The 26,132-nt window shown below is 55.4% G+C and carries 25 protein-coding genes; 15 read left to right on the forward strand and 10 right to left on the reverse strand.

Going from position 1 to position 26,132, the window contains the following annotated elements; translation table 11 throughout:
- Positions 1–103 precede the first annotated feature (103 nt).
- Positions 104–460 (reverse strand): hypothetical protein, encoded by a 357-nt coding sequence (locus EYC82_RS11975; protein ID WP_279249768.1) that lies wholly within the window; start codon positions 458–460, stop codon positions 104–106.
- A gap of 73 nt (positions 461–533) precedes the next feature.
- On the opposite strand from EYC82_RS11975, the gene EYC82_RS11980 reads away from it, so the two are divergent.
- On the forward strand, positions 534–2,840 hold the full coding sequence (locus tag EYC82_RS11980; RefSeq protein WP_279249769.1) for a S8 family peptidase: 2,307 nt from the start codon (positions 534–536) through the stop codon (positions 2,838–2,840).
- A gap of 195 nt (positions 2,841–3,035) precedes the next feature.
- A complete protein-coding gene (locus EYC82_RS11985) occupies positions 3,036–3,440 on the forward strand; it encodes a zf-TFIIB domain-containing protein (protein WP_279249770.1) in 405 nt (134 codons plus the stop codon).
- 53 nt (positions 3,441–3,493) lie between these two features.
- Here EYC82_RS11985 and EYC82_RS11990 read toward each other — a convergent pair whose 3' ends face one another.
- Positions 3,494–4,534: a DUF481 domain-containing protein gene (locus EYC82_RS11990; protein WP_279249771.1), complete on the reverse strand. Its 1,041-nt coding sequence runs from the start codon at positions 4,532–4,534 to the stop codon at positions 3,494–3,496.
- A gap of 181 nt (positions 4,535–4,715) precedes the next feature.
- Between EYC82_RS11990 and gorA the strand changes: the two genes are divergently transcribed.
- From gorA to EYC82_RS12025, 7 genes are all read left to right on the forward strand, one after another.
- The gene (gene gorA, locus EYC82_RS11995; protein ID WP_279249772.1) at positions 4,716–6,074 is read left to right on the forward strand and encodes a glutathione-disulfide reductase; all 1,359 of its coding nucleotides are present in this window, start codon (positions 4,716–4,718) and stop codon (positions 6,072–6,074) included.
- A 2-nt stretch (positions 6,075–6,076) separates the two neighbouring features.
- A complete protein-coding gene (locus EYC82_RS12000) occupies positions 6,077–6,835 on the forward strand; it encodes a sulfite exporter TauE/SafE family protein (protein WP_279249773.1) in 759 nt (252 codons plus the stop codon).
- Between the two features lie 61 nt (positions 6,836–6,896).
- The gene (locus tag EYC82_RS12005; protein ID WP_279249774.1) at positions 6,897–7,604 is read left to right on the forward strand and encodes an ABC transporter ATP-binding protein; all 708 of its coding nucleotides are present in this window, start codon (positions 6,897–6,899) and stop codon (positions 7,602–7,604) included.
- Positions 7,594–10,425: a Gldg family protein gene (locus tag EYC82_RS12010; protein ID WP_279249775.1), complete on the forward strand. Its 2,832-nt coding sequence runs from the start codon at positions 7,594–7,596 to the stop codon at positions 10,423–10,425. The genes EYC82_RS12005 and EYC82_RS12010 overlap by 11 nt, the downstream gene beginning before the upstream one ends.
- A complete protein-coding gene (locus tag EYC82_RS12015) occupies positions 10,422–11,348 on the forward strand; it encodes a DUF4340 domain-containing protein (RefSeq protein WP_279249776.1) in 927 nt (308 codons plus the stop codon). Before EYC82_RS12010 ends, EYC82_RS12015 begins: the two co-directional genes overlap by 4 nt.
- Positions 11,349–11,405: 57 nt before the next feature.
- Positions 11,406–11,912 carry an exosortase H gene (xrtH, locus tag EYC82_RS12020; protein WP_279249777.1) on the forward strand — a complete coding sequence of 169 codons (507 nt, stop codon included), beginning with the start codon at positions 11,406–11,408 and terminating at the stop codon, positions 11,910–11,912.
- On the forward strand, positions 11,905–12,567 hold the full coding sequence (locus tag EYC82_RS12025; protein ID WP_279249778.1) for an exosortase H-associated membrane protein: 663 nt from the start codon (positions 11,905–11,907) through the stop codon (positions 12,565–12,567). The genes xrtH and EYC82_RS12025 overlap by 8 nt, the downstream gene beginning before the upstream one ends.
- Positions 12,568–12,780: 213 nt before the next feature.
- On the opposite strand, the gene EYC82_RS12030 is transcribed toward EYC82_RS12025, so the two are convergent.
- Positions 12,781–13,584, reverse strand: coding sequence for an enoyl-CoA hydratase (locus EYC82_RS12030; protein WP_279249779.1), 804 nt, complete (start codon positions 13,582–13,584; stop codon positions 12,781–12,783).
- A 1,012-nt stretch (positions 13,585–14,596) separates the two neighbouring features.
- Here EYC82_RS12030 and EYC82_RS12035 point away from each other — a divergent pair.
- The 4 genes from EYC82_RS12035 (at position 14,597) to EYC82_RS12050 (ending at position 16,407) form a co-directional block, all read left to right on the forward strand.
- Positions 14,597–15,112 (forward strand): DM13 domain-containing protein, encoded by a 516-nt coding sequence (locus tag EYC82_RS12035; RefSeq protein WP_279249780.1) that lies wholly within the window; start codon positions 14,597–14,599, stop codon positions 15,110–15,112.
- A 263-nt stretch (positions 15,113–15,375) separates the two neighbouring features.
- On the forward strand, positions 15,376–15,543 hold the full coding sequence (locus EYC82_RS12040) for a hypothetical protein (protein ID WP_279249781.1): 168 nt from the start codon (positions 15,376–15,378) through the stop codon (positions 15,541–15,543).
- Between the two features lie 93 nt (positions 15,544–15,636).
- Entirely contained in the window at positions 15,637–15,843 is a 207-nt protein-coding gene (locus tag EYC82_RS12045) for a cold-shock protein (protein WP_279249782.1), read from the forward strand.
- A 366-nt stretch (positions 15,844–16,209) separates the two neighbouring features.
- Positions 16,210–16,407, forward strand: a complete 198-nt coding sequence (locus EYC82_RS12050) for a CPXCG motif-containing cysteine-rich protein (RefSeq protein WP_279249783.1) — start codon at positions 16,210–16,212, stop codon at positions 16,405–16,407.
- A gap of 379 nt (positions 16,408–16,786) precedes the next feature.
- Here the strand turns inward: EYC82_RS12050 and mmsB are convergent, their stop codons facing one another.
- The 5 genes from mmsB to EYC82_RS12075 all read right to left on the reverse strand — a co-directional run bounded on the left by mmsB (position 16,787) and on the right by EYC82_RS12075 (position 22,277).
- Positions 16,787–17,671 (reverse strand): 3-hydroxyisobutyrate dehydrogenase, encoded by an 885-nt coding sequence (mmsB, locus tag EYC82_RS12055; protein WP_279249784.1) that lies wholly within the window; start codon positions 17,669–17,671, stop codon positions 16,787–16,789.
- Positions 17,672–17,695: 24 nt separating this feature from the next.
- Positions 17,696–18,808 carry an enoyl-CoA hydratase/isomerase family protein gene (locus EYC82_RS12060; protein ID WP_279249785.1) on the reverse strand — a complete coding sequence of 371 codons (1,113 nt, stop codon included), beginning with the start codon at positions 18,806–18,808 and terminating at the stop codon, positions 17,696–17,698.
- A gap of 12 nt (positions 18,809–18,820) precedes the next feature.
- Complete coding sequence (locus EYC82_RS12065; protein ID WP_279249786.1) at positions 18,821–19,609, reverse strand: enoyl-CoA hydratase; 789 nt, start codon at positions 19,607–19,609, stop codon at positions 18,821–18,823.
- Entirely contained in the window at positions 19,606–20,766 is a 1,161-nt protein-coding gene (locus EYC82_RS12070) for an acyl-CoA dehydrogenase family protein (RefSeq protein ID WP_279249787.1), read from the reverse strand. The genes EYC82_RS12065 and EYC82_RS12070 overlap by 4 nt, the downstream gene beginning before the upstream one ends.
- A gap of 86 nt (positions 20,767–20,852) precedes the next feature.
- Entirely contained in the window at positions 20,853–22,277 is a 1,425-nt protein-coding gene (locus tag EYC82_RS12075) for an aldehyde dehydrogenase family protein (protein WP_279249788.1), read from the reverse strand.
- Positions 22,278–22,475: 198 nt separating this feature from the next.
- Here EYC82_RS12075 and EYC82_RS12080 point away from each other — a divergent pair, with 198 nt between their 5' ends.
- Positions 22,476–23,360, forward strand: coding sequence for an AraC family transcriptional regulator (locus EYC82_RS12080; RefSeq protein ID WP_279249789.1), 885 nt, complete (start codon positions 22,476–22,478; stop codon positions 23,358–23,360).
- Here EYC82_RS12080 and EYC82_RS12085 read toward each other — a convergent pair.
- The gene (locus EYC82_RS12085; RefSeq protein WP_279249790.1) at positions 23,325–24,335 is read right to left on the reverse strand and encodes a LysR family transcriptional regulator; all 1,011 of its coding nucleotides are present in this window, start codon (positions 24,333–24,335) and stop codon (positions 23,325–23,327) included. The two genes, EYC82_RS12080 and EYC82_RS12085, sit on opposite strands and share 36 nt — an antisense overlap.
- Positions 24,336–24,542: 207 nt before the next feature.
- Between EYC82_RS12085 and EYC82_RS12090 the strand changes: the two genes are divergently transcribed.
- Positions 24,543–25,127: a DUF4136 domain-containing protein gene (locus tag EYC82_RS12090; RefSeq protein ID WP_279249791.1), complete on the forward strand. Its 585-nt coding sequence runs from the start codon at positions 24,543–24,545 to the stop codon at positions 25,125–25,127.
- A gap of 17 nt (positions 25,128–25,144) precedes the next feature.
- On the opposite strand, the gene EYC82_RS12095 is transcribed toward EYC82_RS12090, so the two are convergent.
- Positions 25,145–26,122 (reverse strand): 2-hydroxyacid dehydrogenase, encoded by a 978-nt coding sequence (locus EYC82_RS12095; protein WP_279249792.1) that lies wholly within the window; start codon positions 26,120–26,122, stop codon positions 25,145–25,147.
- Positions 26,123–26,132: the final 10 nt, after the last annotated feature.

Raw genomic sequence — 26,132 nt, forward strand, 5'->3', positions numbered from 1 at the left:
CGAGGCTCGCCTCCAGCAGCGGCAACTAACATTAGCGATTGTCGTGTAGGTTACAGGGAAAACGTGCCGGACAATGATCCGGATGGCCCCACTACCTGTACACTTACTTTACACACTGCGGCTTTCTGTCACCACTAGGAGACCCTGTTATCTTTTTTGTATCCCTGACACAGTACGCCACGCCGCGCCCGAACTCGCGGGCAGCGCGCACCAATCGGTGCATCCTTGCTGTCCTCTGTGCTTGCCTTGCCGCCTGCGGCGGTGGTGGCGGCGGTGGCGGTAGCAGCGCATCTGACAGCCCCCCACCCGAGCCACCGCTGCCGCCCCCCGTATTCGAGGCCTTTACGCTGTCGGGCACCATCAGCACGTCCAGCAGCCAGACTGTCGACAGCGACACCAACGATCCACTGCAAACTACGATCAGCAACAACACGCGCAGCAGCGCCCAATCAATCGCCAACCCGATTACCCTGGGCGGTTATGTCAATCAGCCGGGTAGCGGCGCCGAGGGGCAGTCACAGCTCGGCGGTGACGTGGAGGACTATTTCCGCGTCGAGTTGCTGGAGGGGCAGCGCATCACCATGGTGGTGGCTGACTTTAACGTCGCCGACGCCGACCTGTACCTATGGAGCGCCGAAGACGAAACAGTCGTATTCTCCATTGGCACCGGAGAGGTAGAGTTCGTGGATGTGCCCGCAGACGGCACCTACCTGGTTAATGTCTTCGCATTCGGTGGCGCTACCAACTATACCCTCGCCATCGGCGCGCCCAACACTACGCTGGCTTACTCCGATCAAAACCATGAGATCGTCCCGTGGGAAGCAGTAGTGAATTACACCGCCGAGGCGGAAGCTAACAACGCAGCCCCCGCAGACCTGGGTGCGAGCCGCCGCTGGGGGCTGCAACACCGCGCCGGCGGAGCGGGACGCAGTCGGCTCATGGCTATGCGCCGATCCCTTCTTTTAGGGCAGCCGCCGTCGCAAAGCCTGGCCAATGCAGCCACCAAGGGAATCAATATCACAGACGCCTCACAGCGGGCGCGCTGGGAAACACTGATGATGATTAAGTCGCTGCGTAAAGATCCGTCCGTGCGTTCCGCATACCCCAATTACCGGGTGTTCACTCAGGCCATCCCGAACGATCAGGGCTTGCAGTATCAATGGCATTATCCATTAATCAATTTACCGGAGGCCTGGGATACAACCGTCGGGAGCACCGACGTGCTGGTGGCGGTGATCGATACCGGCATTCTGTTCAACCATCCCGATCTCGCCGGTCAACTGGTGTCCGGCTACGACTTCGTGCGTAACCCGGATGAGGCGCTGGACGGCGACGGCATCGACCCTGACCCGTCTGACCCTGGCAGCTCATTTGGAGGAGGCTCCGAAAGTTTCCACGGCACCCATGTCAGTGGCACAGTGGCGGCGCGCAGCGACAATATTCAGGGTGTCGCCGGCAGCGCGTTTGGCGCCCGAGTGATGCCACTGCGTGCGCTGGGAGCGGGCGGGACAGGAACGTCCTACGACATCGGACAGGCGGTTCGATTCGCCGCAGGCCTACCTAATGATTCTGGCGCAGTGCCAGACGCGCCGGCGGACATCATCAACCTGAGCCTCGGTGGTGCGCCTTTCGACCAGTCTAGACAGAATCTCTACAACGAGGTCAAAGCGGCTGGCGTGATCGTCGTCGCGGCGGCCGGCAACAATGCAAGCAGCATGCCACTGTACCCTGCGTCTTATAACAATGTTATCTCCGTCAGCGCCGTCGACGCGCAGCGCCGCCTTGCGGTCTACTCAAACTACGGGGCGGCAGTCGACGTCAGCGCGCCGGGCGGCGACCGGGGTGTCGACCTCAACGGCGATGGATTTCCCGACGGTATATTGAGTACCAGTGGCGAAATACGACCAGACAATAGCTTAAATTATGTTTATAGCTTCCTCGACGGCACCTCCTTTGCTGCACCGCACGTGTCCGGTGTGCTTGCCTTGATGAAAAGTGTAAACCCTGACCTCACGCCGGCAGACATTGACAATCTGCTGGCCTCTGGAGCATTGACCGATGATCTGGGGCCGGCTGGCCGCGACGATGATTACGGCCATGGTCTCATCAATGCGCAACGGGCAGTGCTGGCAGCCCTGGAAGCATCCGGTTCTTCACCCGCAAACAACCCCATACTGGTCGCCTCAGCCACTACGCTGAACTTCGGTGGCAGCACTTCATCCCTGACATTGAACCTCGATAACGCAGGTGGCGGTTCGCTGCAGTTGCAGGCACTGACGACGTCCGAAGCCTGGCTACAAGTCAGCGCCGTCGACGCGGATACCGCCGGTCTGGGTACCTATTCAGTCACGGTAGACAGGGCCCTACTCACCGCTGGCATTTACTCAGCCGATATTGTTGCCCAGTCCAGTGTAAACACCCTGACGGTGAGAGTGCTGGTATCCGAAGGGTTGGGTGAGTCCGGAACAGGACTGGGCGTGATTTACGTCCTGCTTCTCGAAGTGGGAGAAGCGACCCCTGTCGCACAGTTCGTTGCCACCAGCAGCAACAGTCTGTACCCCTTCGAATTCAGGGATATCCCGGCGGGCGATTACGAAATCTTGGCGGGCACCGATACGGACAACGATTTTCTCATTTGTGATGCAGGGGACGCCTGCGGCGCCCTGCTGACCATAGACCAGCCCGTTCAGCTAACACTGGACCAGAATACCTCGGGGCTTGATTTCCCGGTGGAGTACCTGGTTTCACTGCCCTCTCTCAGTGGCAATGGCAATGGCAGTGGCAGTGGCAGTGGCAGTGGCAGTGGTGGCAAATCTACTGAAGTGAGGCGCTTGCAATGAGCCCGTTGTGCGGATAAGTCAGTTCTTGCATGGTTTTTCTTCGCAGCTGCCTTGCCCTTATTGGTAACGCATACGATAATCTGACGGCGATTGTGATGAGACGGCGCGTGGCGGGATCGAGGTCGCGGCAGCGCAGGCTCAACACGCCTTTTTATACTCGCGAAACTAGCCCGAGCAGCGGAGCGGAGAGTTGAAATGGAATACGATTCGAGTGTGCACAGCATAGAATGCCCAAAATGCGGCCACGGCATGGAGGAGGTCTCCTACGGGAGCGATCTGCTCATTGACCGCTGCACCAACTGCCAAGGCATCTGGTTCGACAAGGGAGAAGCCACCCTGCTAAAGAGCAAATGGATGGGCGAAGCACTCGATACCGGCAAGGCCAGCGAAGGCAGGAAATGGGATTCGGTCGAAAACGTGGCCTGCCCGCGCTGCGGCCAGGAGATGAATAAAGTCTCCGACCCGGACCAGCCCCATATTGTCTATGAAGTCTGCCAGGAGCATGGCATGTATCTGGACGCTGGCGAGTTCACCGATCTGGCCAATGAAACCCCTGCAGACTGGTTCCGAAAAATATTCAAGGCCCCTCGCGGCCAGTAGCACAGAAGGAAACCGCGGCCAGGAACTCGCCACCCAGGGGCCGCGACCCTTCTCTACCAGCTGTAATCTACCCTGAATTTATACGTCTGATCGAGTTCTTTCACACCTTCCACAGACCCACTGTCGTATTCCAGCAAGACCTCCGCCGCGGCCTCCAATTTCCATAATAACGGAAAGGAAAGGCCAAACGTATTGTTCAGCATCACATCTGACGTGTCGTCCAAGTTCCAGATACCAAGCTGGCGGTAGTACACAGAAGAGTTGCCGCCCAGGATATTACTGGACGCATCGATACTCCAGTTGGTGGCTGGGTAATCCTGATCTTCCGCAGTATCATACTTTTCGTCAACCCATGACACGCCCCAGTCGCCGCTGAGTGTCAATCTTGGTTCGGCAAAAAATTGCCGGCCATAGTAAGGTCCAAGCATCGTGCGCCGATCCAGATCCCTGAATTTGTCTGACTCTACAAATAGTATCCCTCCAACATAGTTGGGGTCGGTGAGGAAATAATCGTACCTGCCCGATGTCTGCCAGTTATCTGCGGTTTTTTCGTTGTCGCTTTTATCCAGCTCGCTCGTCCACATGAAACGGTAGCGATCCCGTGTGCTTCGCCAGGCCGCATGTATATTGACATCCAGTTCGTCTGTATCGGTATTGCCCCGCTGCAGCTGGAAGGCCATACCCGCCTTACCCGTCCAGCGGTATCCCTCTCCCATCTCCCACGGCTCCGGGTTCAGTACCCGTAGGTCATCTCGAGGATAGGTTTTTGCCTCTCCACCCAGAACCAGTCGCTCTTCGCTCATACTGAGGGAAGAATCCCGGTGAACCGTATTGTCCTCCATCAAAACTACCACCGCTTCAGGCACATTGATCCCTTCAACTTTGTCCATCTTGATTTCCAACGTACCCGCAAAATCAGTTTCTATAGTCACCACGCCATCGCGGGAACTGACCACTTTGCCAACGAGGCGGGAGCCGTTCTTGAGCAATACTTCATCCTGGACCGCTGCGGCATCTTCCGCCCAACCGGACGTTGCAAACATCAGAGGTACAAGCCAAAGAGGCCAGCGAGTGAACAATCTGGGCATATTCATCAGTTTTCCTTTATTCAACAGCATGGCCATACAAGTAAAAACTTTTCCAAGGCCATATGGTAATGAGTTCTTGTCCACTATCCTACCTGCAGCGAAATAAATATCTACGGGCGCTCGGGATAGCCTGCGACAAGCTTGCCCTGCTAGACTAAACGATAACGTATTTTCAAGCGGTTAGACTGTGAGCACATTCGACTACGACCTTTTTGTGATCGGCGCCGGCTCCGGCGGGGTGCGTGCTGCCCGAATGGCAGCAAGTTTCGGTGCCCGCGTAGCCATAGCGGAAGACCAATACATGGGTGGCACCTGTGTCAACGTGGGCTGTGTCCCGAAGAAGCTCTACGTTTATGCGTCTCAGTTCGGCAAGGGCTTTGACGATGCTGTGGGCTTCGGCTGGAAAGGCAAGAAACCCCAGTTCGACTGGACTACTCTGCGGGACAACAAGAAAGGGGAGATAGCCCGCCTCAATGATATTTACGACACCCTGTTGCAAGGTGCCGGCGCGGACGTCATCAATGGCCGCGGGAGAATTATCGACGCACACACAGTGGCAGTTGGAGATACTCATTACTCGGCGGATAAACTCCTGATCGCTACCGGGGGCTGGCCCTTCGTACCCGAGTTCCCCGGCAATGAACACGCCGTTACCTCAAACGAAATTTTTGACCTCGAAACATTCCCACGACGACTCGTTATCGTGGGCGGTGGTTATATTGCAGTAGAGTTTGCAGGGATATTCAACGGTCTGGGAGCAAACGTAACGCAACTGTATCGTCAGTCTCTGTTTCTTCGCGGCTTCGACCTCGATATCCGCAAACACGCCGCGCAAGAAATTCCAAACAGCGGTATAGACCTGAAATTTGAAGTCAACGTGCGCAGCATTAAACAGATAAAAGATGGCCTGCGGGTGGAGCTGGACGACGGAACGGCGTTGGAAGCAGACGCGGTACTCTACGCCACCGGCCGCAACCCTAACCTAGCGGGTTTGGGGCTTGAAAACGTGAACGTGACGCTAAACGACGCCGGCACTATTGCGGTCGACCACGCGTTTCAAACCACCGAGGCCAGCATATTTGCCGTGGGTGATGTAATTGGTGGTATGGAATTAACACCTGTCGCCCTGGCCGAGGGCATGGCGTTTGCCCGGCGCCAGTTTGGGGGTATGAACCAGCAGGTGGATTATGACTTCATTCCCTCTGCGGTGTTCTGCCAGCCGACAATCGGCACGGTGGGCTTCACTGAGGAACAGGCACGGGTAGAGTTCGGTGAATTGCGCCTGTTCAAATCCAATTTCCGTCCCCTGAAGCACACACTGAGCGGCCGAGAAGAAAAGTCCTTCATGAAACTCATAGTGGATGCCACCACCGATCGAGTGGTGGGCCTGCACATGATGGGGCCGGACGCCGGCGAAATTACGCAGGGCTTTGCCGTCGCCATGCGTGCCGGCGCCACCAAGGCTATTTTTGATACGACGATCGGTATTCATCCCACCACCGCTGAGGAATTCGTGACTCTGCGCGAGCCCTGGACGGGGGACTGATCATGGCACTGGAGCTATGGCAGGCAGGCCTGCTGGTGGTGGTTGGAACCATTGCCGGATTTTTAAATGTTATGGCCGGAGGCGGCTCACTACTCACCGTACCCGTCATGGTCTTCATGGGTATTCCCGGACCCGTCGCCAACGGCACCAACCGCATCGCGATCCTCGCACAGAACCTCACCGCGATCACCACCTTCGCACGCCGGGGCTTTCGGGACTTTAAACTGAGCCTGACTCTGGCCCTATGCGCTATTCCCGGAGCCATCGCAGGCGCCATGCTAGGCGTACAGTTGGACGGCGTGTGGTTCAATCGAGCCCTCGCTCTGATCATGGTTGCCGTCATGCTGATCATGTACTTTGACAAGGGCAAACAGGCCCAGCCGGATGAATACCAGCCCACCCCACAACAACTCCTGCGAGGACACCTGCTGATGATAGGGGTGGGCTTCTGGGGTGGGTTTATACAGCTCGGTATCGGCTTCATTATTATGCCGGTGCTCAACCGGGTCATGGGCCTCGATCTGGTACGCACCAACATGCACAAGGTATTTATTGTGGCCGTGTACACGGTGATTGCACTTGTGGTCTTTGCAAGCCAGGTGGAATTACTATGGATGGTCGGCATTTTCCTCGCAGTGGGAAACTCTATTGGCGGCTACCTGGGGGTACACTACTCCGTTGCCGGCGGTGAGCGCCTCATCAAGCGGGTGCTTAATGTGGTGCTGATTCTGTTCATCATCAAATTACTTTTCGACATTTGAAATGGCTGCCGCCCGCCCATGCCTATAACACAGCGATACACCGCGCGAAGTCAATCACCGCGTGGTTGAAGTCGAATCACTGTGTCGTCACTACGGCGATACCGCCGCCGTAGACAACCTGAATTTTAGCATCGGCACCGGTGAAATCGTCGGTCTGCTGGGACATAACGGCGCCGGCAAAACCACTCTGATGAGAATGCTCTGTGGCTATCTGGAACCCTCCGCAGGTAAGATCACGGTGGACGGGATCGATGTGATAAAAGACCCACGCACTATGCAGCAACATCTTGGTTACCTGCCGGAAAATCTACCGCTCTATCCGAACATGACCGTTGCAGAGTATCTGGAGTATATGACGGTTCTTAAGGGGATTTCGGCAAAAGCGCGGCTGCAATGCATGCGCGAGGTCATAATGGCCACGGACCTCGAGCAGTACGCATTGGCACCGGTGCACACCCTGTCACGGGGCTCACGACAACGGGTTGGCGTGGCGCAAGCACTGTTAGGTCAACCCCGTCTTTTGATCCTGGATGAGCCCACCAACGGACTGGATCCGGGCCAAACCTGGCAGATGCGCGAGTTGATTCAACAGGCCGCCAATCACGCTACAGTCATTCTCTCCACCCACATCATGCAGGAAGTAGAGGCGGTATGTGACCGCGTTCTTCTCATGCGCGGCGGTCAACTGGCTGTGGACCAGGCGCTGCCGGAGCTGATTGAAAAAGGCCTTGAAAACGTGTTCCGTGAGGTCCATAAAAATGGGCAGTGACCCTGTAGCAACGACAGTTGCGCGCAGGGAGCTACGCCTCTTTTTTGCTTCTCCCGTGGCTTGGCTGTTCCTCGCGTCCTTTGCCGCTGCCAACGGCTTCATTGTATTCTGGGTGGAATCTTTCTTTGCTCGCAATATCGCCGACATCCGCCCCCTCTTCGAGTGGATGCCGGTATTGCTGATTTTTCTCTGTGCAGCACTGACTATGCGCGCTTGGAGCGAGGAGCGCAGCCGCGGCACTATAGAGCATATTCTCACCCAGCCTCACAGCCCCTGGTCTTTCGTAGCGGGGAAATTCTGCGCCTGCTTCACTCTGCTCGGTCTGGCAGTCGTGTTGACACTGCCTCTGCCCTTCACGGTTGCATTGATCGCTAACCTTGACTGGGGGCCGGTGCTTGGAGGATATGCTGCAACCCTGATGCTGGGGGGCATGTACCTGACCATCGGATTGTATATCTCCGCGCTGTCCGATAACTCCGTGGTGAGTCTTATTGCCACCGTAATGCTGTGCTCCGTTTTGTATCTGTCTGGCAGCCCCGACTTTACCGCCTATTTCAGTGACCACACTGGCAATATGTTGCGCATGCTGGGCAGCGCTGCGCGATTCGACGCTATCACCCGCGGCGTATTGGATCTACGCGACGTCATCTATTACATGTCCATGGGTGCGGGTTTTCTTGCTCTAAATGTATACGCACTGGAATCCCTGCGCTGCTATGGCCAGCCCGCCACAGTCGGGCTGAAGCGTAAACGGCGCATCACCCTGCTGCTTATCGCCAACTTGTTCATGACCAACTTGTGGCTTAGTCCGCTGGACACTCTGCGCCTCGACACCACCGAGGGTAAGTTGTACTCCGTTTCTCCCGCTACGAGTTTTCTGCTGAAGGACCTGCAGGAGCCCCTACTGATCCAGGGCTACTTCAGCAGTAAGACGCACCCCTTACTGGCACCGTTGGTGCCACAAATTCAGGACTTGTTGCAAGAATATGAGATCGCGGGCAACGGCAAGGTGATCCGCCATATCGTAGACCCTGCCACAGACCCGTCACTGGAGCGCGAGGCCAACGAGATCTACGGCATTTCCTCCACCCCGTTCCGTATTGCGGATCGACACCAAGCCTCGCTGGTCAATGCCTATTTCAATGTGCTGGTGCGCTATGGCAATGAATTTCGCAGCCTGCGCTTCACTGATCTGGTCGAAGTGCGCGCGGTGCCAAATACACCGACCGAGGTGTTGCTGCGCAATCCGGAGTACCAAATCACCAACGCGATTCGTCAAGTAGTGACCGACTATATTTCCGGTGGACGCCTGTTCGACGGTATCGAAGAGCCCGTTGAGTTTATAGGCTACGTATCGAAGGATGCACTGCTGCCGCAAACACTGCGCGCCTACAAACGCTCTATCGAACAGCAACTGGCCCTGGCGGCGGATAACTCGGAGGGTAAATTCAGCGTGCGCTTTATCGAACCCGAAGCACGGGACGGCGACATTGCCAGGCGAATTCGTGAGAACTGGGGATTTAAACCGATGGTAGCTCAGGAGGGTGCCGGCACTGAGTTTTATTTCTACCTGACGCTGGCTACTTCGGAGCAAGTGGTGCAACTGCCCGCGGGGGAATTCAACCCTGCCAACTTCCGGTTGGCGCTGGACGCGGGACTGAAACGGTTCGCCACCGGCTTCAATAAAGTCGTCGCGCTGTCTCTGCCACCGGACCGCACTGGCGTCTCGCCACTGCAGGCTTCGGGACCGGTCTTTACCCATCTCGAACGCGCCCTGTCGCGTGAATACAGCCTGCGCCAGGAGGATCTGTCGGACGGCACTGTTGCAGCAGATGCCGACATACTAGCGGTGATCGCACCCCGGTTGCTCGGTAGTCGTGCGCTATTTGCCATCGACCAGTTCCTGATGAGAGGGGGCACCGTGGTGCTGGTTACGGCACCGTTTTCGGCGAGTATCACTGCAGGAAAACTGCAACTCAATACGTACGATAGCGGGCTACAAGAGTGGCTGCTTCATCACGGAATCAACATCGAGGAAAGCGTGGTGCTGGACAGTCAAAATGCAAGCTTCACTGTGCCGGTGACGCGCCTCGCAGGAGACTATGAGTTTCAGGACGCCGAGCTGCGCAACTACCCCTATTTTATCGACCTGCGCCCACCGGGCTTGATCGCACATCCGGTGACTCGCAACCTGCCGCAACTAACCATGCCCTGGGCATCCCCGATCGTCGCAAAACCGGCCGCGGATACGCAGATAACTCCACTGCTGCAAAGTTCTTCTGACGCATGGTTGTCGAGCAAGCGGGGTATCATGCCGACCGCGGGGACCGGCGGCGCCGCCCATATGCAGGCACCGGCGGGCGACGGCAAGGCTTACACACTAGGTCTGCTCATGAATGGCCGATTCAGCTCTTTTTTTAGAGAGGGGAATCCGGGCGCAATCATCACCGGAGACTTTCCTTCCGCCAACTTGCTGGAACACTCCGCCGAGTCAGCCCGTATCGTTCTGTATGCTTCGAATGACTTTATGAGCGACGAGATATTGCAGGGCATCGTGGCCGCCAGTAGTACACAGTATCTGGGCAGCCTTGAGTTAATGTTGAACTCGCTGGACTGGGCCATGCGGGACGAGCAACTGCTGGGCATCCGCTCCCGGGGACATTTCAACCGCACGCTGCCGCCCATGGAGCGGCGCATGCAAAAGACCATCGAATACACAAACTACGCTTTCGCCCTGTTACTGCTCGCCGTGATGGTTCTAGGAAGCTGGTTCAACGCTCGCCAGCGCCGCCGCCGCTATTCACGTGGACTCTTACTGTGAACCGAACCACCACATTCCTGCTGTTGGTGCTGGTCACACAGTGTCTGATCGCAGCAATGGTATTCTGGCCGCGAGCACCGGCTAACGACGGCGGCGCTGGAATCGCACTACTGCCCTCCTTTGACAGTGCCGCGGTGGATACCGTACAACTGCGCGACGCGCTCGGTAACAAGGTAGTTCTGCAACGCTCCGGCGACCAATGGACGATTCCCGGAGAGACTCCGTTGCCAGCAGACGCACAACTAGTCGACACGTTGCTCACGGCCCTCTCCCGACATCAACGGGGCTGGCCGGTGGCCCATACGGAGCAGGCCCACCGGCGCTTTCAGGTAGACACCGAATTTTTTCAACGCAGGATTGATCTCGCTGGAGGCGGGCAGGCCCTCGCCCGCCTGTATCTTGGCGCCTCGCCGAGCTTCCGCCGCGCACACGTGCGCAACGCAACGCAGCAAAACGTATACAGCATAACCCTGGACACCAGCAGCCTGCCGCTCACGGGCGGCGCGTGGGTTGACCCCCGGCTTTTGCAGGTCAGGGTGCCACTGAGAATAGACGCTGACCTTTATAGCGTGCACTACGAAAGCGACCGATGGCTTGCAGCCGGGGGTTTACCAGCGAATAAAAACGAGGCGGCAGCCTTGGTCAACGCTCTGAAAACTCTGCAGGTGGGAGCTCCAGCAACTTCCGCCACGGCGGACTCTCTGGCCCTGACAGAGGCAGACCTAATTTTGTCGGTGCAAAGCCTCGGGGGCGACAGCACTCTAGCGCTTTATACGGAGGGAGGTCGGCACTTTATTAAAAGCAGCGAGTACCCCTGGTTTTTCGTCCTGAGACAAGGCGACTACCGTCGTCTGACGGAGGTTGATATCGACCTGATTTCAGGGGAGCCCCGCACTCGGGAACAAAGTGATAGCTTGGAATAACCTCACCCAAAAGGCATGCTAGACTGCCGAAAGTGGTCTTATCAGGAGCTTCCGAGCTTGACGCGTTTTTTAATTTTTTTTATGGCCCTGCTGGTTTCCCTGTTTACACTGGAGATGCTGGTACCCGTGCAAGATCATGTGATCACGCCCTTTACCTCACTGCTGGCACGCATCAGTGCGGCGATCATACTACCCTTCGATTCGTCCGTAATTGCCTACGGTAAAGTTCTTCAATTTAAGGACACGGGCTTTGCCGTATCTATCGAATCAGGCTGCAACGGCGTGGAAGCCACCATCGTGCTGGTGGCCGGGGTGTTGGCCTATCCCGCCAACTGGAAGGCCAAGGCACTGGCCATAAGCATCGGGTTTCTTGCCGTTCAGACGCTTAACCTGGCTCGCATCATCAGCCTGTTCTATCTGGGGGACTGGAACATGGAAATATTTACCTGGATTCATCTGTATTTATGGCCGTCGCTTATCATGCTGGATGTTTTGATCGTATTCACCGTATACCTGCGCTATCTGTCTCGACTGGCTCAGTCTGCGGAAACCGGCAATGCCTGAACAACCGCATATGCGGCAATTCCTGCTGTATGTATTTGTACTGATAGTGCCCTGCTTTGTTGTATGGACCACCCTCGGTGGCTCAGTGGCAACACCGGCCATAGGTCTGGTCAGCCAATGCCTGAGCAACTGGTTTCCTACAGTTGTAGACGCTCTCTACCTTGACGGCTCTAGCGCGCTGTTGATGACCCGCTTCGGGGAGAATAATGGGGAAGCCGTACCCCTCGCCGGGGCGGAGTATCAACTCGGTTTCAGGATCAACCCGATGATCGTGACGGTTTCAGTGCCATTTTATACCGTGCTGCACTTTGCGACCCAGCGGGACACCTATCTCGGGAGCTACCTTTACGGCCTTATCATTCTTTATTTACTGATGATGTTCGGATTGCTATGCCTGTGTCTCAAGGAGCTTATGGTAAATCTCGGGGGTACTTTTTTTGAACAACCTGACGTGTTTGTGCCCAATGCCAACGTCATCGGTATCCTCTACCAATTTAACGTGCTGATTGTTCCTACTCTGGCGCCCGCTATTATCTGGATCTGGCAAGGCCGCAATACGCCCCTGTTAAGGTCTTCTCTCGGTGTCATAGCCAACAATAAAACGCCGGACAACAAGAGTGGCTCTCCCCTGCTGCGCAAGCAATCATCCGAGTAGTTGCGGAAGTCACCGTGCGGCGCGTGCCGGTGATCTCAGATCATCGAGCAAAGCACCGCAGGCACATAATCGACTCCACTGTGCTGCAGGTATTGCGCGGGCTCTAACTTTTATTCATCCGGCCTAAAAACGCTCGCATCGATACGATCGAAACCGCTGATTTTATCATTGCCACTCACTCATGACCCGCTAGCGAATCCGGCTACGCCACGATTAATCCTTAAAATCCGGCGCCCTACTTTCTTTGCGTGCCTTGATCGCTTCCTCGAAGTTCTGCGTTGTCATCCGCACAAACAGCTGCGCATGACCCTCGTGGTTCATATGTGTATGCAGGCTGCCCGCATCGACGCCGGACCACAACATCTGTTTACTGAGTTCTACACCCAGCTGGCTGAAACCGTTGATACGCTCGGCGACAGCGTAACACTCCTCCAGTAGCACCTCTTTCGGCACCGCCCGGGATACAATACCAATGGCGGCAGCCTCCGCTGCTTCTACGTCACGCCCTGTTAGCATAATCTCAAACGCCCGACTTGTACCTACGGCTCGGGGCAAGAGGTAGCTGAGCCCTAACTCCGCAGATGTGAGGCCATTGTTAATCCCCGCAGGGCGGAAATAAGCACCCTCCGCTGCGATGCGGATATCCGTAGCCATCGCCAGACAAAAGCCTCCGCCAATGGCGGGGCCGTTGATTGCCCCGATAACGGGCTGGTGCATATCGTGTATCGCCTTGATAACGTCATCGAGTATTTTCATAGCACGGCGGGCAATACCGGGCACCGTTAAGCCATCGAATATATCTAACCACCCCGGATCTTCCAGATCCGCGCCAGAACAAAAACCTGCTCCAGCGCCTGTGACGATAACTACGCGGGTCTCGTTATCAAAACTCACCTCTTCCAGCGCTTCCTTGAAAGGCACCATGACATCAAACGCCATCGCGTTCATGCGATCCGGGCGGTTAAGCGTGATCTGTGTGATGTATGGCCGGGGCTTTTCTACAACAACGAAAGACATACGATTGACCTTAACGAGGGTTGGAGGGTTCTCAGACTACGCCCTTGGCCAGACCTGTTCCATGACAAAATAGGCCACCTCAGCCGTTAAATCGCTAGCGGCCGAAAAACCATGCAGCCCCTGGGACGCCAACCCATTGGCGTGGTATCGTCCGGTGAGAGGGTTTGACCCTACGGCTACTCGGCTCATGCTGGCACTGGGCGCCATTGTCTGGGCAATGTATCGGGCGTCTGCTAGCGGTGGGGCAGGCCGCAACAATAAAAGGACAGAAATGCATACACGATACGTATTTTTCTACACCGCCAGGGCCGCTATTTTCCAGATCTATGCGTTGCTCTTACTGTTACTTACGCTTTTTTTTATCGGGGTCACCTCTACTATTGACCAGCTCACCGTAACGGTTGGCACGTTTGTGTACATCATAACAGTAGTGTCTTGGGCATTTTATATTGATCGAAAAAACAGAGGAAAGCGGACTATTTAGATTTGAAAGAGCGTTAACCCGTTACGGTCGAGAATTACGTTGCAGTCGCGCAAAACCGAAACGTCAGGCGAGGAATCAAAGGAATTAATTTCAGATGATAAGGCGATCAACGTGTTCGAGCATCACAGCCGCGACGCTCATTTTCTACACATGTCTCGGTTATACATCAGACTCCCCGGCATCGTACTCGATTGATGATGAATCTTTCGTGTGGGGGCCATGCTCTGAATTTTTTCCATCAGGCTGCCAAAGAGCAGTGCTGCATGGCGATCCTGCCAAATCAGACGTAGATGTATTTTTTGAGGTGCCAGGTCACTATGACTTACCCGCACGCTGGCATACATCACCGGAACGAATGACACTGTTGTCTGGAGAGCTGGATATCAACTACCGAGGTCAATCTACCGCCCGATTAAAGAAGGGTATGTATGCCTGCGGTCCAGCCAAGGCCAGGTCTGGCCGGAATACCATAGCGCGGCAACCTTGATTTGAACGGTTTACCCTCTTTAACACGCCCCAGGTAGGGGCATGGCCGTCATAATCGACAGGCGAATGCATCGAGGCATTATGAACATACGAATATTACTCATTCTGGTCTTTACGCACTTATCGGCAGGTGCGTTGGGGTTTGCAGCCGGAATCTACGCACTACCCATACTCATCGCACCGCCGCCGCCAAGCCAAGTTGACGTAGAGGCGGTCGCTTTGGACGCCCGCTATACTGCGCAATTCAAGCGCGACCTGAAGGACAGTGATGCTTTACACTGGGGCGAGGGCAAGGTTTCGGTTGGCGAAAAATATGTCACTTTTATGGGAAATCTTGCTCCGGGGCCTGATTACAAACTCTATTTTTCGCCTCAGTTTGTAGAAACAGAAGCCGATTTTGAGCAGTTAAGGCCTTCCATGCAGCTTATCGGTAATATTGATACATTCAAAAACTTCGTTATCGCGGTGCCGCCTGGCGTGAATTTAACGCAGTTCAATACGGTAATCGTTTGGTGCGAGACTTTTGGGCAGTTTATTACATCAGCGAAATTCCGCTAATCGATAGGGCTCGTCCCACAAGTATGTTACTTTCCCTGCCCATACTCTGCAGCAGTGCGGTGGCTAACCCGCGGGTGAACGTCTATATTAATATGATCAATTTCAGCAGTTTAATGATTCAAACCGGGAACAGTGGCGCTCAAGTGATGCAAAACGGTCGCCGGATGCCCAATAAGCTTGGACTGCGGGCCGAAAACTGGCCCGCCCGTTGCTATATTTTCCCTTCGACATTCAAATTGTGTCAACTATAGGTAGGCATTTTGATGGCTAAACCCAATTATTCTTTCGAGAAACGGCAGCGGGAAATCGCGAAGAAAAAGAAGAAAGAAGAAAAGCGCCTTAAAAAAGCTGAGGCAAAAAATATCCCATCTCAGGATGCTGAATTGCCGGGAAACAGTGACAATATCACTGATAATACTGGCGATTTATAGCAATTTGATGTAAATAGACTTACGATTCGTCTTCGTTTCTGTGAACTCGAACGTAAATCAACAGAATTAATCATTACATAGTGAGGAAGTAACATGAGTAAAGGTACCGTTAAGTGGTTTAACGCTGACAAAGGCTTCGGCTTCATTACACCTGAAGACGGCGGAAAGGATCTGTTTGTTCATCATTCGGAAATACAAAGTGGCGGCGGTTTTGCGACACTTAATGATGGCCAGGCCGTTGAATTTGAAGTGGGTCAAGGTCAAAAAGGCCCCTGTGCAAACAAGGTCGTCCCGCTCTAGATATCCAGAGTACAACACGTCAATTCAGCCGGGGCGGCTTACCACGCGCCCCCGTTGTTGACGTTACATTAGTAAGCGTGAATAAACCCCCATACTTATCGACGTCTTTTTAGTCTTTGGCTAACGCCTCGCAGGACAAACAGCTCGTTGTATTTTTAACTCGGTCGAGCGTGTCGCAGTTCAGAACCCCTTTATTCTTTACAGCCTTGCCAACAGTCTACGCGTATTTTTCTCGATTCGTACCTGCAGTCCCGCTATTGCGTCGGCCGCATTATCAGTTGTCTCGAGGGTCGCACTAGCCCCTGTGGATATGCCAATGAATATCAGCATCATGTGACAAAACGCCCCGCGGTTGAGAGGTAAATTATGCGGCCTTTGGATGAACACAGTGTTTCGTGCCCCTACTGTGGCGAGTCTATCGATATACTGGTAGATCAGCAGGAGGCAGGACAAGAGTATATCGAAGACTGTCAAGTGTGCTGTAAACCCATCATTTTCAACTTAGCGGTTGATTCGATAGGAAATCTGACAGTGCATGTGAGGGATGAAAATGAAGCCTACTGACCGGACGAAGTGTTAGCGCAACCCATCTATGAACGCTGCAACCGACCTGCCAGATGACGTGATAGCTGTTTATCGTGTGTCTCGGGCACCAACTAGAGGATAGGGCCATGACTTACCGTTCTGCAGGATTACTTGCGTCGTTGTTATTGATGGGGGGCTGCGCGACACAATCCACCCCTTCCTCGCAGACCACGACTACCGGATCAGATCGCGATATGCATGGCTGTATTGCTTCCGCGGGATACACCTGGTGCGAACGTACGCAAGACTGCGAGCGGCCGTGGATTCTGGCTGAGAAGGAAGGCTTTAACAATACTTCCCTAGAATTTAGCGCATACTGCAGCGACTGATACGATTTAGCATCGCCAGATACCCTGAATCAATCCTGCAATTTTTGCAGGATGCCGGAGAAGTCTTGCTGACCATTACCCGCGCTCTGGTACTCCATATACAGACTTTGTGCCAGTTGCCCCATGACGTTTTTCACACCGCTTTGCTCGGCAATCTCCATAGCAAGACCGAGATCTTTCACCATCAGGTCGACCATAAAGCCAGGCTGGTAATCATGACTGGCGGGCGCGGCTTCCATCACCCCAGGATAAGGGTTATACACCTCTAGTGACCAGTTGCGGCCGGAAGAGGCCAGCATAATATCAGACAGGACTTTCGGAACGAGTCCATTCCGAGCACCCATTTCAAGCGCCTCACAGGTGCCGATCATTTGGATTGCCAGCAGCATATTATTACAGCCCTTGGCTACCTGCCCGCTCCCGGCAGGGCCAGCATGAAAAATATTCTTGCCCATGTCTTTCAGGATAATCTCGGCTTTTTTGAAGGTCTCTGCGCTGCCGCCGCACATGAACGCGAGCGTTCCCGCAGCTGCCGCGGCGACACCCCCGGAAACGGGAGCGTCCATGAAGCCAATGTTCATCGTAGCAGCGGCCTCACCGACTGTCCGCGCAGTGGCAGCATCGATCGTGCTGCAATCGAGTACGGTCGTAGCGATGTCCAGTTTTGCGAGCAGACCAGTATCCCCGAGGTAGGTGCCCGCTACATGCTTACCAGCGGGTAGCATAGAAATCACATAATCAGCCCCCACCACAGCCTCCGCCGCGGTGGCGGCAATCGAAGCGCCCGCGCTTGCCAATTGATCGCAGGCTACCTGCGCCAAGTCAAAAACCACCACGTTGTGGCTAGCCTTCACCAGGTTAGTGGCCATTGGGCCGCCCATATTCCCAAGGCCTATAAATGCAACATTAGCCATTATTCAATACCCCTCGTCATTCGGTTACAGGTCTGCCAGCGGATTGCTATTCCAGGGATCACTGAAAAAATTTGCCAGTACACTCTCTGGCACATCCCGGGAGGTCTTGTATTGCCAGCTTGGACTGCGGTCTTTGTCAATCAGCAGTGCGCGCACACCCTCGGCAAACTCCGGATGGCGGACGATGTTGGTCGCCAGGCGAACTTCGGACTGGAAGATTTCTTTCAAAGAGGCGTGCCGGTTCTCCGCCAACTGCCGCGCGATCCACAGAGCCGCAAGAGGCGAACCATGCGCAAGGCTTTTGCCGGCTTTGGATAACCACGGGTCCTGAGTCTGCAGTGACACAATATTGTTAATAATCTCGTGGATATCATCACCGTCACACAGGGTATTGATAGAGCCGAGGTGCGGCTCTACCTGTCCACCGGGGCACTGAGCGATACTCTGCTCAGCAAAAGGCCGCAGTGCGTGGCGCACAAGGCCATGATTTTTCGCCGGGTCAGTCGACCATTGCTGAGCGAGCAAGCTGTCGACCACCGCGGCCTTGTGCTCGCTGGTAATAAAACGGTCGGCAATACCCGTGTAGATGGCGTCCGCGGCGTTAATGGAGGCACCGGTCAAAGCCAGGAACTGACCCGAACTGCCGGGCATGTGATTCAGGAACCAGGTGCCGCCGACATCGGGAAACAAGGCAATCGTGACCTCTGGCATAGCGATACGGGTTTTCTCTGTCACCACTCGATGCGAACAACCTGCCATGACACCCAAACCTCCGCCCATCACAATGCCGTGACCCCAGCAGACAATGGGCTTGTGATAGGTATGAAGTGTATAGTTCATCCGGTATTCACGAGCGAAGAAGTTCTCAGCATAGTCGCAGGGCCCTCCCGGTGTTTCCACCGACGACTTGTGCAGTGCCTGCACGTCGCCGCCAGCACAAAAAGCTTTTTCGCCAGCACCTTCGATAAACACCGCGCCGATATCATCAGCCTCGCGCCAGACGTCCAGTTGTGCCTGCAACAAATCTACCATTTCAAGCGTGAGGGAGTTCAAGGTTGCCGCGACACTCAGTGTTACCCGGCCAAGTTTGCGGGCTCCGGCCGGCAATTCCTCAAACAGAATAGGGGCATCAGACATGTGTAATTTTCCTTAGCTGTTCTTCCAGTCGGGCTTACGCTTTTCGAGAAATGCGTTAACGCCTTCTTTCTGATCTTCTGTCGAAAATAGGTCTACGAAAAGATCACGCTCTCCTTGCAAGCCATCGCCAATCGCCTTGTCGCGGGCGGAGTGAATGAGGGTCTTGCACATTCGCACGGATGTGGGGCTTTGATTCCCCACCTGTTCGGCCAGCTTCAGGGCGCGCTCCAAAGACTCACCCTTGCCGACAACCTCCTCTACCAAACCGATACGCTCGGCAGTAGCCGCATCCAGACGTTCACCACACAATATGACGCGCTTCGCCCAGCCCTCGCCCGCCAGCCAAGCCAAACGCTGAGTGCCTCCTGCGCAAGGCAACAATCCTACCTTGGCTTCGGGCAGCGCCATCTGAGCCTGCTCCTCTGCAATCCGTATATCGCAAGCCAGTGCCACCTCAAGACCGCCGCCCATAGCGAAACCATTGACCGCCGCGATGGACACTCCGCGAAAATTCGAAAGGGTCTCAAAAGCCTCGCCGAAATAGCGTGCCATTTCTCCGGCAGTCTGCGGGTCGCCATCGGCAAATAGTTTTAGATCAGCACCGGCAGAAAAGAATTTCTCTCCCTCACCAGTAATCACTAGCGCGTAGATAGACTTATCTTCGTTCAACTTCTCCACGGCATCGCGCAATGCAGGCAGGCTCTCCACATCCCAGGTATTTGCTGCGGGGTTGTCGATGGTCAGCAATGCGACGCTGTCACGAATCTCAATTTTCAGTTTATCCGATGTGCTTATACTCACTTGATAATCTCCAGTGCGCCTTCCATTAACAGTTTGCGGGAAACAATAACCCGCATAATCTCGTTGGTTCCCTCAAGGATTTGATGAACGCGGGTATCGCGCACGTGCCGCTCCATGGGGTATTCCCGGATGTATCCATAGCCACCGAATAATTGCAGAGCGCTGTTACACACCTCGAAGCCCACATCAGTGGCAAAGCGCTTCGCCATGGCACAGTATGTGGACGCTTGGGAATCTTTGATGTCAAGCTTGTAAGCCGCAAGCCGCACCATTTGCCGCGCAGCCACCAGTTCGGTGAGCATGTCCGCCAGCTTAAACTGAGTGGATTGAAAATCTGCGATCGCACTACCGAACTGCTTGCGCTCCTGCACGTAGGTGGTGGCTTCTTCCAACGCCTGCTGGGCAGTGCCGACACTGCAAGTAGCAATATTGATACGCCCGCCGTCAAGCCCTTCCATCGCAATGGCGAAGCCCTGTCCCTCTTCACCCAGTCGATTGGCTATCGGCACACGCACGTCCTCAAACGTAATCATGCGCGTGGGCTGAGCATTCCATCCCATTTTATCTTCTTTTTTGCCGTAGGAAATGCCCGGCGCGTCCGCAGGAATCAATAAAGCGGTAATACCTTTGGGTCCCGTCTCTCCGGTGCGCAGCATGACTACCAGCACATCGGTTTCACCGGCACCAGAAATAAATACCTTGGTGCCATTGACGATGTAATCGTCCCCATCCCTTTTCGCTGTGGTACCAAGGGAGGCTGCATCGGAGCCCGCGCCCGGTTCGGTCAGGCAGTAAGAAGCCAGCTTGGTGCCCACAGTGAGTGACGGACACCACTGCTCGATAGTGGCCTCGGAACAGTAGCGACCAATCATGTTGGTCACCATGTTGTGAATTGTCAGGAAAGCAGCGGTTGCGGTACAGCCCTTGGACAACTCCTCCACGATAAGGCTGGCATCCAACCGCGTCATGGCGAGGCCACAGGCATTTTCCGGGGTGTACATGCCCATAAATCCGAGTTCACCGGCCTGTTGCAGTGCTTCCTTGGGGAAAATCGCGTGTTCATCCCACCTCGCGGCATTGGGCGCGAGCACGCCGTCTGAAAATGCTCGGGCACTTTCGACAAAAGCCTTTTGGTCCTCTGTCAGAGAAAAATCCATGTCGATGCTCCTCGAAAGAAAAAAGGGCGCTAAAAAGACGGCTCTCGCAGGAAACTGAGCCCGCGTAAAACCGTTATATTTTAATGCTAAAACCTGCCGATGACAGCGCCAAACAGTTCGTTATCCGAGGGAATCTCCTTGCTCTTGGCCAGCGGCTTGGAAACCCAGGTCTCGTTGATCAGATCGCGCCAGGTGATATTGTGGTTGATACTGTTACCGCCCCAGGAACCGCAGCCCAACGAAAATGTCTGACGCATACCGTTCCAAAGGTTGCCACTGTTGGAAGCGGCCTGTGGCTGGTTAACCATGACACGAGAGGTGCGCGTGGCCGCGGCCAGCTTCATGACGTTGTGGTCGTTGTAGGAGTATATGCCGCAGCTATGGCCTTGGCCCTGATAGGCCTGAATACGGTTGGTGAGATCAATAGCCTCATCGATATCTTTCACCTTGTAAAAGGCCATCGTTACGGTGAGCTTCTCGCCGGAGAAGGGGTGATCCGGACCGGCGCCGGTCTCTGGAATAATCAGGAACTGGCGCCCCTCGGGCAAGTCAAAGCCTGCCTGCCCCGCGATCACCGCCGCAGGCTGCGCCACAATCTTGGCGTTGATGTGGCCATCTTCCCACAGTACGTTTTGCAACCTCGCTTTCTCCTCTTCATTTACGAGATAGCCACCCTCGGCTTTGAGCTTCTCCAGAAACTCCTCGTAAATCGATTCGAATACCAGCACCGCATTGTCTGACGAACAGGAGGCAGCAAGATCGAGCGTTTTGGAAATGCGGATCTTTTCCGCGGCTTCATTCAGGTCAGCCGTGTCATCCACGGTAATTACCGCGTTACCTACGCCCACGCCCAGCGCGGGCGTGCCAGAGGAGTAAGCGGCATTGACCATGGCGCCTCCTCCGGTAGCCAGAATACGGTCACACTGGCGCATGAGCTCATTGGTCTTGTCCAGGGAAGGCACATCAATACTCTGCACCAGGTCCGCCGGTCCGCCCATCGCAACAATGGCTTCACGCATGTAGTCACAAATTTTCTTGTTAGTCAGCTTCGCTCGAGGATGCGGTGCTATGATGATCGCATTGCGTCCCTTCACCGCAGAAATTGACTTAATCACCGGAGTGGCTTCGGGGTTAGTAGAAGGAGATAACGCACCGATCACGCCAACAGGCTTCGCGATCTTGATGATATTGCGTTCCGGGTCTTCCTCGATCACACCAACAGACCTATCGTCGATAATGTCCATCAGAGTGGCGCGTGTCTTGCGGTGGATTTTGAGGTACTTTCCCTCGTAATTCCCAAGCTGTGTCTCCTCCACGGTAAAGCGCGCAATTTCCTCTGACCGCTCTTCCTGCGCCACCGCCCAGACCATGGCGGTGATCAGTTCATCCACCTGCTCCTGAGTGTATTCAGCAATTCTTGCCTGTGCCACGCGGGCACGCTCCATCATCGACGCTACGTCGTCTCGCGCTGCTTCCAGTTCCGGGCTGATTATGTCTTCACTTTTATTCATCGTTGCATGCTCCCGCTGTGAAATTAGGACGGCGGCGGCCCAGGATGTGACCCCTTCGCTGCACTCGCTGCTCAAATAGTGTGCGCCAGAATACCCGTGACCAGCACACCGACCAAGGGAAGAAATTGTCAAATATATGGATTATATTGTTATTTTATAAGACAATAGTGGCAACCCCAGCCCGGCCCAGGCCCCGTCATGAGTGCACCCTCCAAGTGGCCGCTGCCAGAAAACGGTATTCGGTTCCTTACGCCCGCCTTTATGCGTAAAAAACTGGCACGACATCCTCTCACACGGGAATGCTATCCCACCGCTATGGGGTTCTATCCCCGCGCCGAAAAACACCGCATGGAGCGTCAACGCCATGACGACAACCTGTTAATTTATTGTGTAGAGGGTCGGGGGATAGCCTCCGCTGACGGATGGCGCGGGGAGATCGGGGCGGGAGACGCACTGCTACTGCCCCAGGGCACGACGCACCACTATGAAGCCGACAACGACGAGCCCTGGAGTATTTACTGGGTGCACTACCAGGGCACCAGCACGGCGGTGTTCAACCAATACCTTGGTGACCGGGAGGGCGCCCCACCGGTGCTGCCGGTAGGGATATCGCCTCAGCTCGTAGCGCATTTTCGGGGCCTGCTGGCCGTGCAGCGCACCGGGTACAGTAACCGCGCTTTCATCAACGCCGCCAACCAGCTACGCCACCTGCTCACCCATATCACCCTGGATATGCGACAGGCCAGCGCTGCGCGGCATGACAATCTGGATCTTGAGGCCGTGCAGAACCTGATGCTGGAACACATCGGACAACCGCTGGCACTGAATACCCTGGCCGCCGCCGCCAATCTGTCCCGCTTCCACTTTTCCAAAAAGTACAAAGCATTGACCGGTTATTCTCCAATCAAGCACTTTCTCAACATGAAAATGGAACACGCCTGCCACCTGCTGGATTCCACGCAACTAAGCGTCAAGGGAGTGGCGGTTGCCCTGGGATACGACGACCAGCTCTACTTTTCCAGGCAGTTCAGCAAAACCGTAGGGCTATCACCCCGTGCTTACCGGCGGAGCGTCCGTGGGTAATTCCTGCTGCACATCCGGCATCGACTCGGGCGAGCTACTCAGGTGCTTCATAAGCAGACCCCGCATCCACTGGTGAGGTGCACTCCGCGAGGTCCGAGTGTGCCTCATCAGCGACATTTTGCCGCGTTGAGAGCTGTTGGTATTGCGAATCATACGCTTCAGTTCCGCCGGCATTTCGTGTCCCACAATACGCTCCCGGTATAAACCACCTTCCTGAAAGCCGGCATTCGCCACCAGCAGCGCATCTGTGCGAGTAAGCACACCGACTGCTGAAGAAAACTGGGTCGTCTCCAGTGCAATACTGCGATGCACACCGTATTGTCCCAGCACATCATCCACCATGCTGGTGTTCTCCCGGGTCAAGCCCGGCAGGTATAAGCGCAGGTGAGGATAGGCAAGAAAGTCCTGCAGGCTCATATCCTTCTTCGCCAGCGGATGCTCCACGCGCATATAACAACGGGGAGCAATGGCGGCAATGGGCTCCGCCAGAATGTCCCGCTCGGTTTCAAGGGCTACGAAGGCGGCGAAATCCGCCTCGCCTTTTTTCAGCTGCTCCTGATAGTTGGGCGGTACCTCGGCCATAATGACCTGTACGTTGGGGGCAGTGTCCAGCAGCTCGGCCATCAGGCTGGGCAATAGGGACTCACAGAGGATAGGTGGCATCAGCAGCTTGAAGCTGCCGGCATAGGTATCAGCGCTGAACTCTGTGTCGCCCAACACCTGCTCGATGGTCTCCAGCAGGGTGGGTAAATCCAGTCCCAGTTCCTCCGCCCGGGGAGTGGGAACCAGGCCGTGGGAGGTACGGGTGAATAATTCATCCTCAAAAGAATCGCGCAGTTTTTGCAGTGTCTTCGACAGGGCGGGCTGCGATACGGACAGCCGCTCCGCAGCGCGCGTCACATTGCGCTCCTCCAGCAGGATCTGCAAAGCGACAAGCAGATTCAGATCGGTCCTTATCAGCTTGCGCGAAATCATGCTTTCTCCCGAGAAATAACTTATGGTTATCTTAGTTTAGGTTAACAAACTGATACAGGCAAAGCACCCAACATAGTTACATCTGCCGCGCGCTCGTGCCGCATATGGCTCGCAATCCCGCACCCTGCTAACATGGCTCCCGCCGACTTTGCCCGCACGGACCGAGCGGCATGGCACCCTGAAACTGCGTTAATACCGAGGAACACCATGCGTCTATCTACTGCCCTGGCCTACACCCTTCTCCCTCTGGTTATGACTGCCTGCAGCGGCATTGAGATCGAGCCTGCTCCAGTCGATCAGTTTGCCGCCGGGGATTACCGTTACTACAGCTGGCGCTCGAACCCCCTTCCCGGTGATACACGCTCCTCGGACCCTGTTTACGCGATAGACCCAGTATTGCGTCGGGAGGTAGATGCGAACCTTCTCGCGAAGGGCTATATTCTGGATGGGGAACGGGCTCAGTTCACGGTGGACTACATTTTTGCCAAGCGCCTGCTGGATGGTGAGCGCAGCAACTGGGCGAGCAATGTGTCTCCCCGCGCCGCGGTCAACCCCAATCGCCAGATTGACCAAGCCAGTGTGGACAATGCGATCGCACTGGGCGGAGTCAAGGAAACCAACAATATTGTTCTGCAATTCAACGACAAGCAGAGTCACAAGGAAGTCTGGCACGTCACCCTGACGAAGTTTGTAGAGGACGCTAACCGCGCGGACGTATCCCGGATAGAGAATGCCATGGGCAAGTCCATCACGCGCGCTCTGAAAACACTGCCCGAGGCATCGGCCCCGTAGCGCTGTGAAAGCGGCGTCTAGAGCGCCGCGTAGACCTCCGGATTCACACAGTAAGGCATCGGCTCGCCCCGCAGAGCCGCCACCGCATTTACGACCGCACGATCCGCCATCTTTAACCGGGTGCTGGCCGTCGCACTGCCAATATGCGGCACCACGACAACTCTTGGGTGCTTGAGCAGCAGACTATCCGCGGGTACCGGCTCCTCCTCGAACACGTCTAATCCAGCCGCGAACAGACGGCCATCGTCGAGTGCGGCCGCGACTGCGGACTCGTCCACAATACCGCCACGGGCGGTGTTGATCAGCACCGCGCCAGGCTTCATGGTGGCGATGCGGGCACCATTGATCAAATTACGAGTCGTGTCCGCGAGCGCGACGTGTACACTGACAAAATCGCTTGTTGCCAGTAGCGCCTCCAGAGACAATGAACACACACCGGGCACTTTACGTCCAGACGGCGTCCAGCTGGCTACCGTCATGCCAAAGCCGGCCGCACGCCGCGCCATAGCCTGTCCGACAGGTCCCAGACCGACAATGCCAAGCGTCGAGCCGCTGACGTCCTTGCCAAGAAAAAACCCCGGAGACCAGCGATTGCTCGCAGTCCATTTACCATCGCGAATATAACGATCCCCCTCTGCAATACGCCGTGCCGCCGACAACAACAGGGCAAACGCTGTATCGGCAGTTGCATCCGCCAGCACACCCGGTGTATTCCCCAAGGCGATACCGCGGACCGACAGCGCCGACACATCAATATGGTCGACACCAACAGATACACTGGACACGAACTTGAGCATATTCATATCTTTTAAGAGTGCGCGATCAATCGTATCCGTCAATGTGCAAACCACCCCGTAGCAGGCGGACCTCCGCGTGCCTAGTGCCGGGTCTGACAGGGACTCACCCGCATCTAGCACATCGAGCTCGGCATGTTCAGCCAGCCTAGCAAGGTATTGATCAGGTAAGGGTTGGGTAACGAGAACCGTGTTTGGCAACGTATTCGTC

This window comes from Candidatus Marimicrobium litorale (genome assembly GCF_026262645.1).
Classification (GTDB): Bacteria; Pseudomonadota; Gammaproteobacteria; order Pseudomonadales; family Halieaceae; genus Marimicrobium; species Marimicrobium litorale.

Bases quoted from the DNA above. Each gene is read 5' to 3' on its own strand.
- EYC82_RS12025 (WP_279249778.1), top strand. From the start codon at position 11,905: ATGCCTGAACAACCGCATATGCGGCAATTCCTGCTGTATGTATTTGTA.
- EYC82_RS12075 (WP_279249788.1), bottom strand. From the start codon at position 22,277: ATGAATAAAAGTGAAGACATAATCAGCCCGGAACTGGAAGCAGCGCGA.
- EYC82_RS11990 (WP_279249771.1), bottom strand. From the start codon at position 4,534: ATGAATATGCCCAGATTGTTCACTCGCTGGCCTCTTTGGCTTGTACCT.
- EYC82_RS11985 (WP_279249770.1), top strand. From the start codon at position 3,036: ATGGAATACGATTCGAGTGTGCACAGCATAGAATGCCCAAAATGCGGC.
- EYC82_RS12010 (WP_279249775.1), top strand. From the start codon at position 7,594: ATGGGCAGTGACCCTGTAGCAACGACAGTTGCGCGCAGGGAGCTACGC.
- EYC82_RS12070 (WP_279249787.1), bottom strand. From the start codon at position 20,766: ATGGATTTTTCTCTGACAGAGGACCAAAAGGCTTTTGTCGAAAGTGCC.
- EYC82_RS12050 (WP_279249783.1), top strand. From the start codon at position 16,210: ATGCGGCCTTTGGATGAACACAGTGTTTCGTGCCCCTACTGTGGCGAG.
- EYC82_RS12035 (WP_279249780.1), top strand. From the start codon at position 14,597: ATGGCCGTCATAATCGACAGGCGAATGCATCGAGGCATTATGAACATA.
- EYC82_RS12090 (WP_279249791.1), top strand. From the start codon at position 24,543: ATGCGTCTATCTACTGCCCTGGCCTACACCCTTCTCCCTCTGGTTATG.
- EYC82_RS12080 (WP_279249789.1), top strand. From the start codon at position 22,476: ATGAGTGCACCCTCCAAGTGGCCGCTGCCAGAAAACGGTATTCGGTTC.
- EYC82_RS12045 (WP_279249782.1), top strand. From the start codon at position 15,637: ATGAGTAAAGGTACCGTTAAGTGGTTTAACGCTGACAAAGGCTTCGGC.
- EYC82_RS12040 (WP_279249781.1), top strand. From the start codon at position 15,376: ATGGCTAAACCCAATTATTCTTTCGAGAAACGGCAGCGGGAAATCGCG.
- EYC82_RS12085 (WP_279249790.1), bottom strand. From the start codon at position 24,335: ATGATTTCGCGCAAGCTGATAAGGACCGATCTGAATCTGCTTGTCGCT.
- EYC82_RS12030 (WP_279249779.1), bottom strand. From the start codon at position 13,584: ATGTCTTTCGTTGTTGTAGAAAAGCCCCGGCCATACATCACACAGATC.
- EYC82_RS12060 (WP_279249785.1), bottom strand. From the start codon at position 18,808: ATGTCTGATGCCCCTATTCTGTTTGAGGAATTGCCGGCCGGAGCCCGC.
- EYC82_RS12000 (WP_279249773.1), top strand. From the start codon at position 6,077: ATGGCACTGGAGCTATGGCAGGCAGGCCTGCTGGTGGTGGTTGGAACC.
- mmsB (WP_279249784.1), bottom strand. From the start codon at position 17,671: ATGGCTAATGTTGCATTTATAGGCCTTGGGAATATGGGCGGCCCAATG.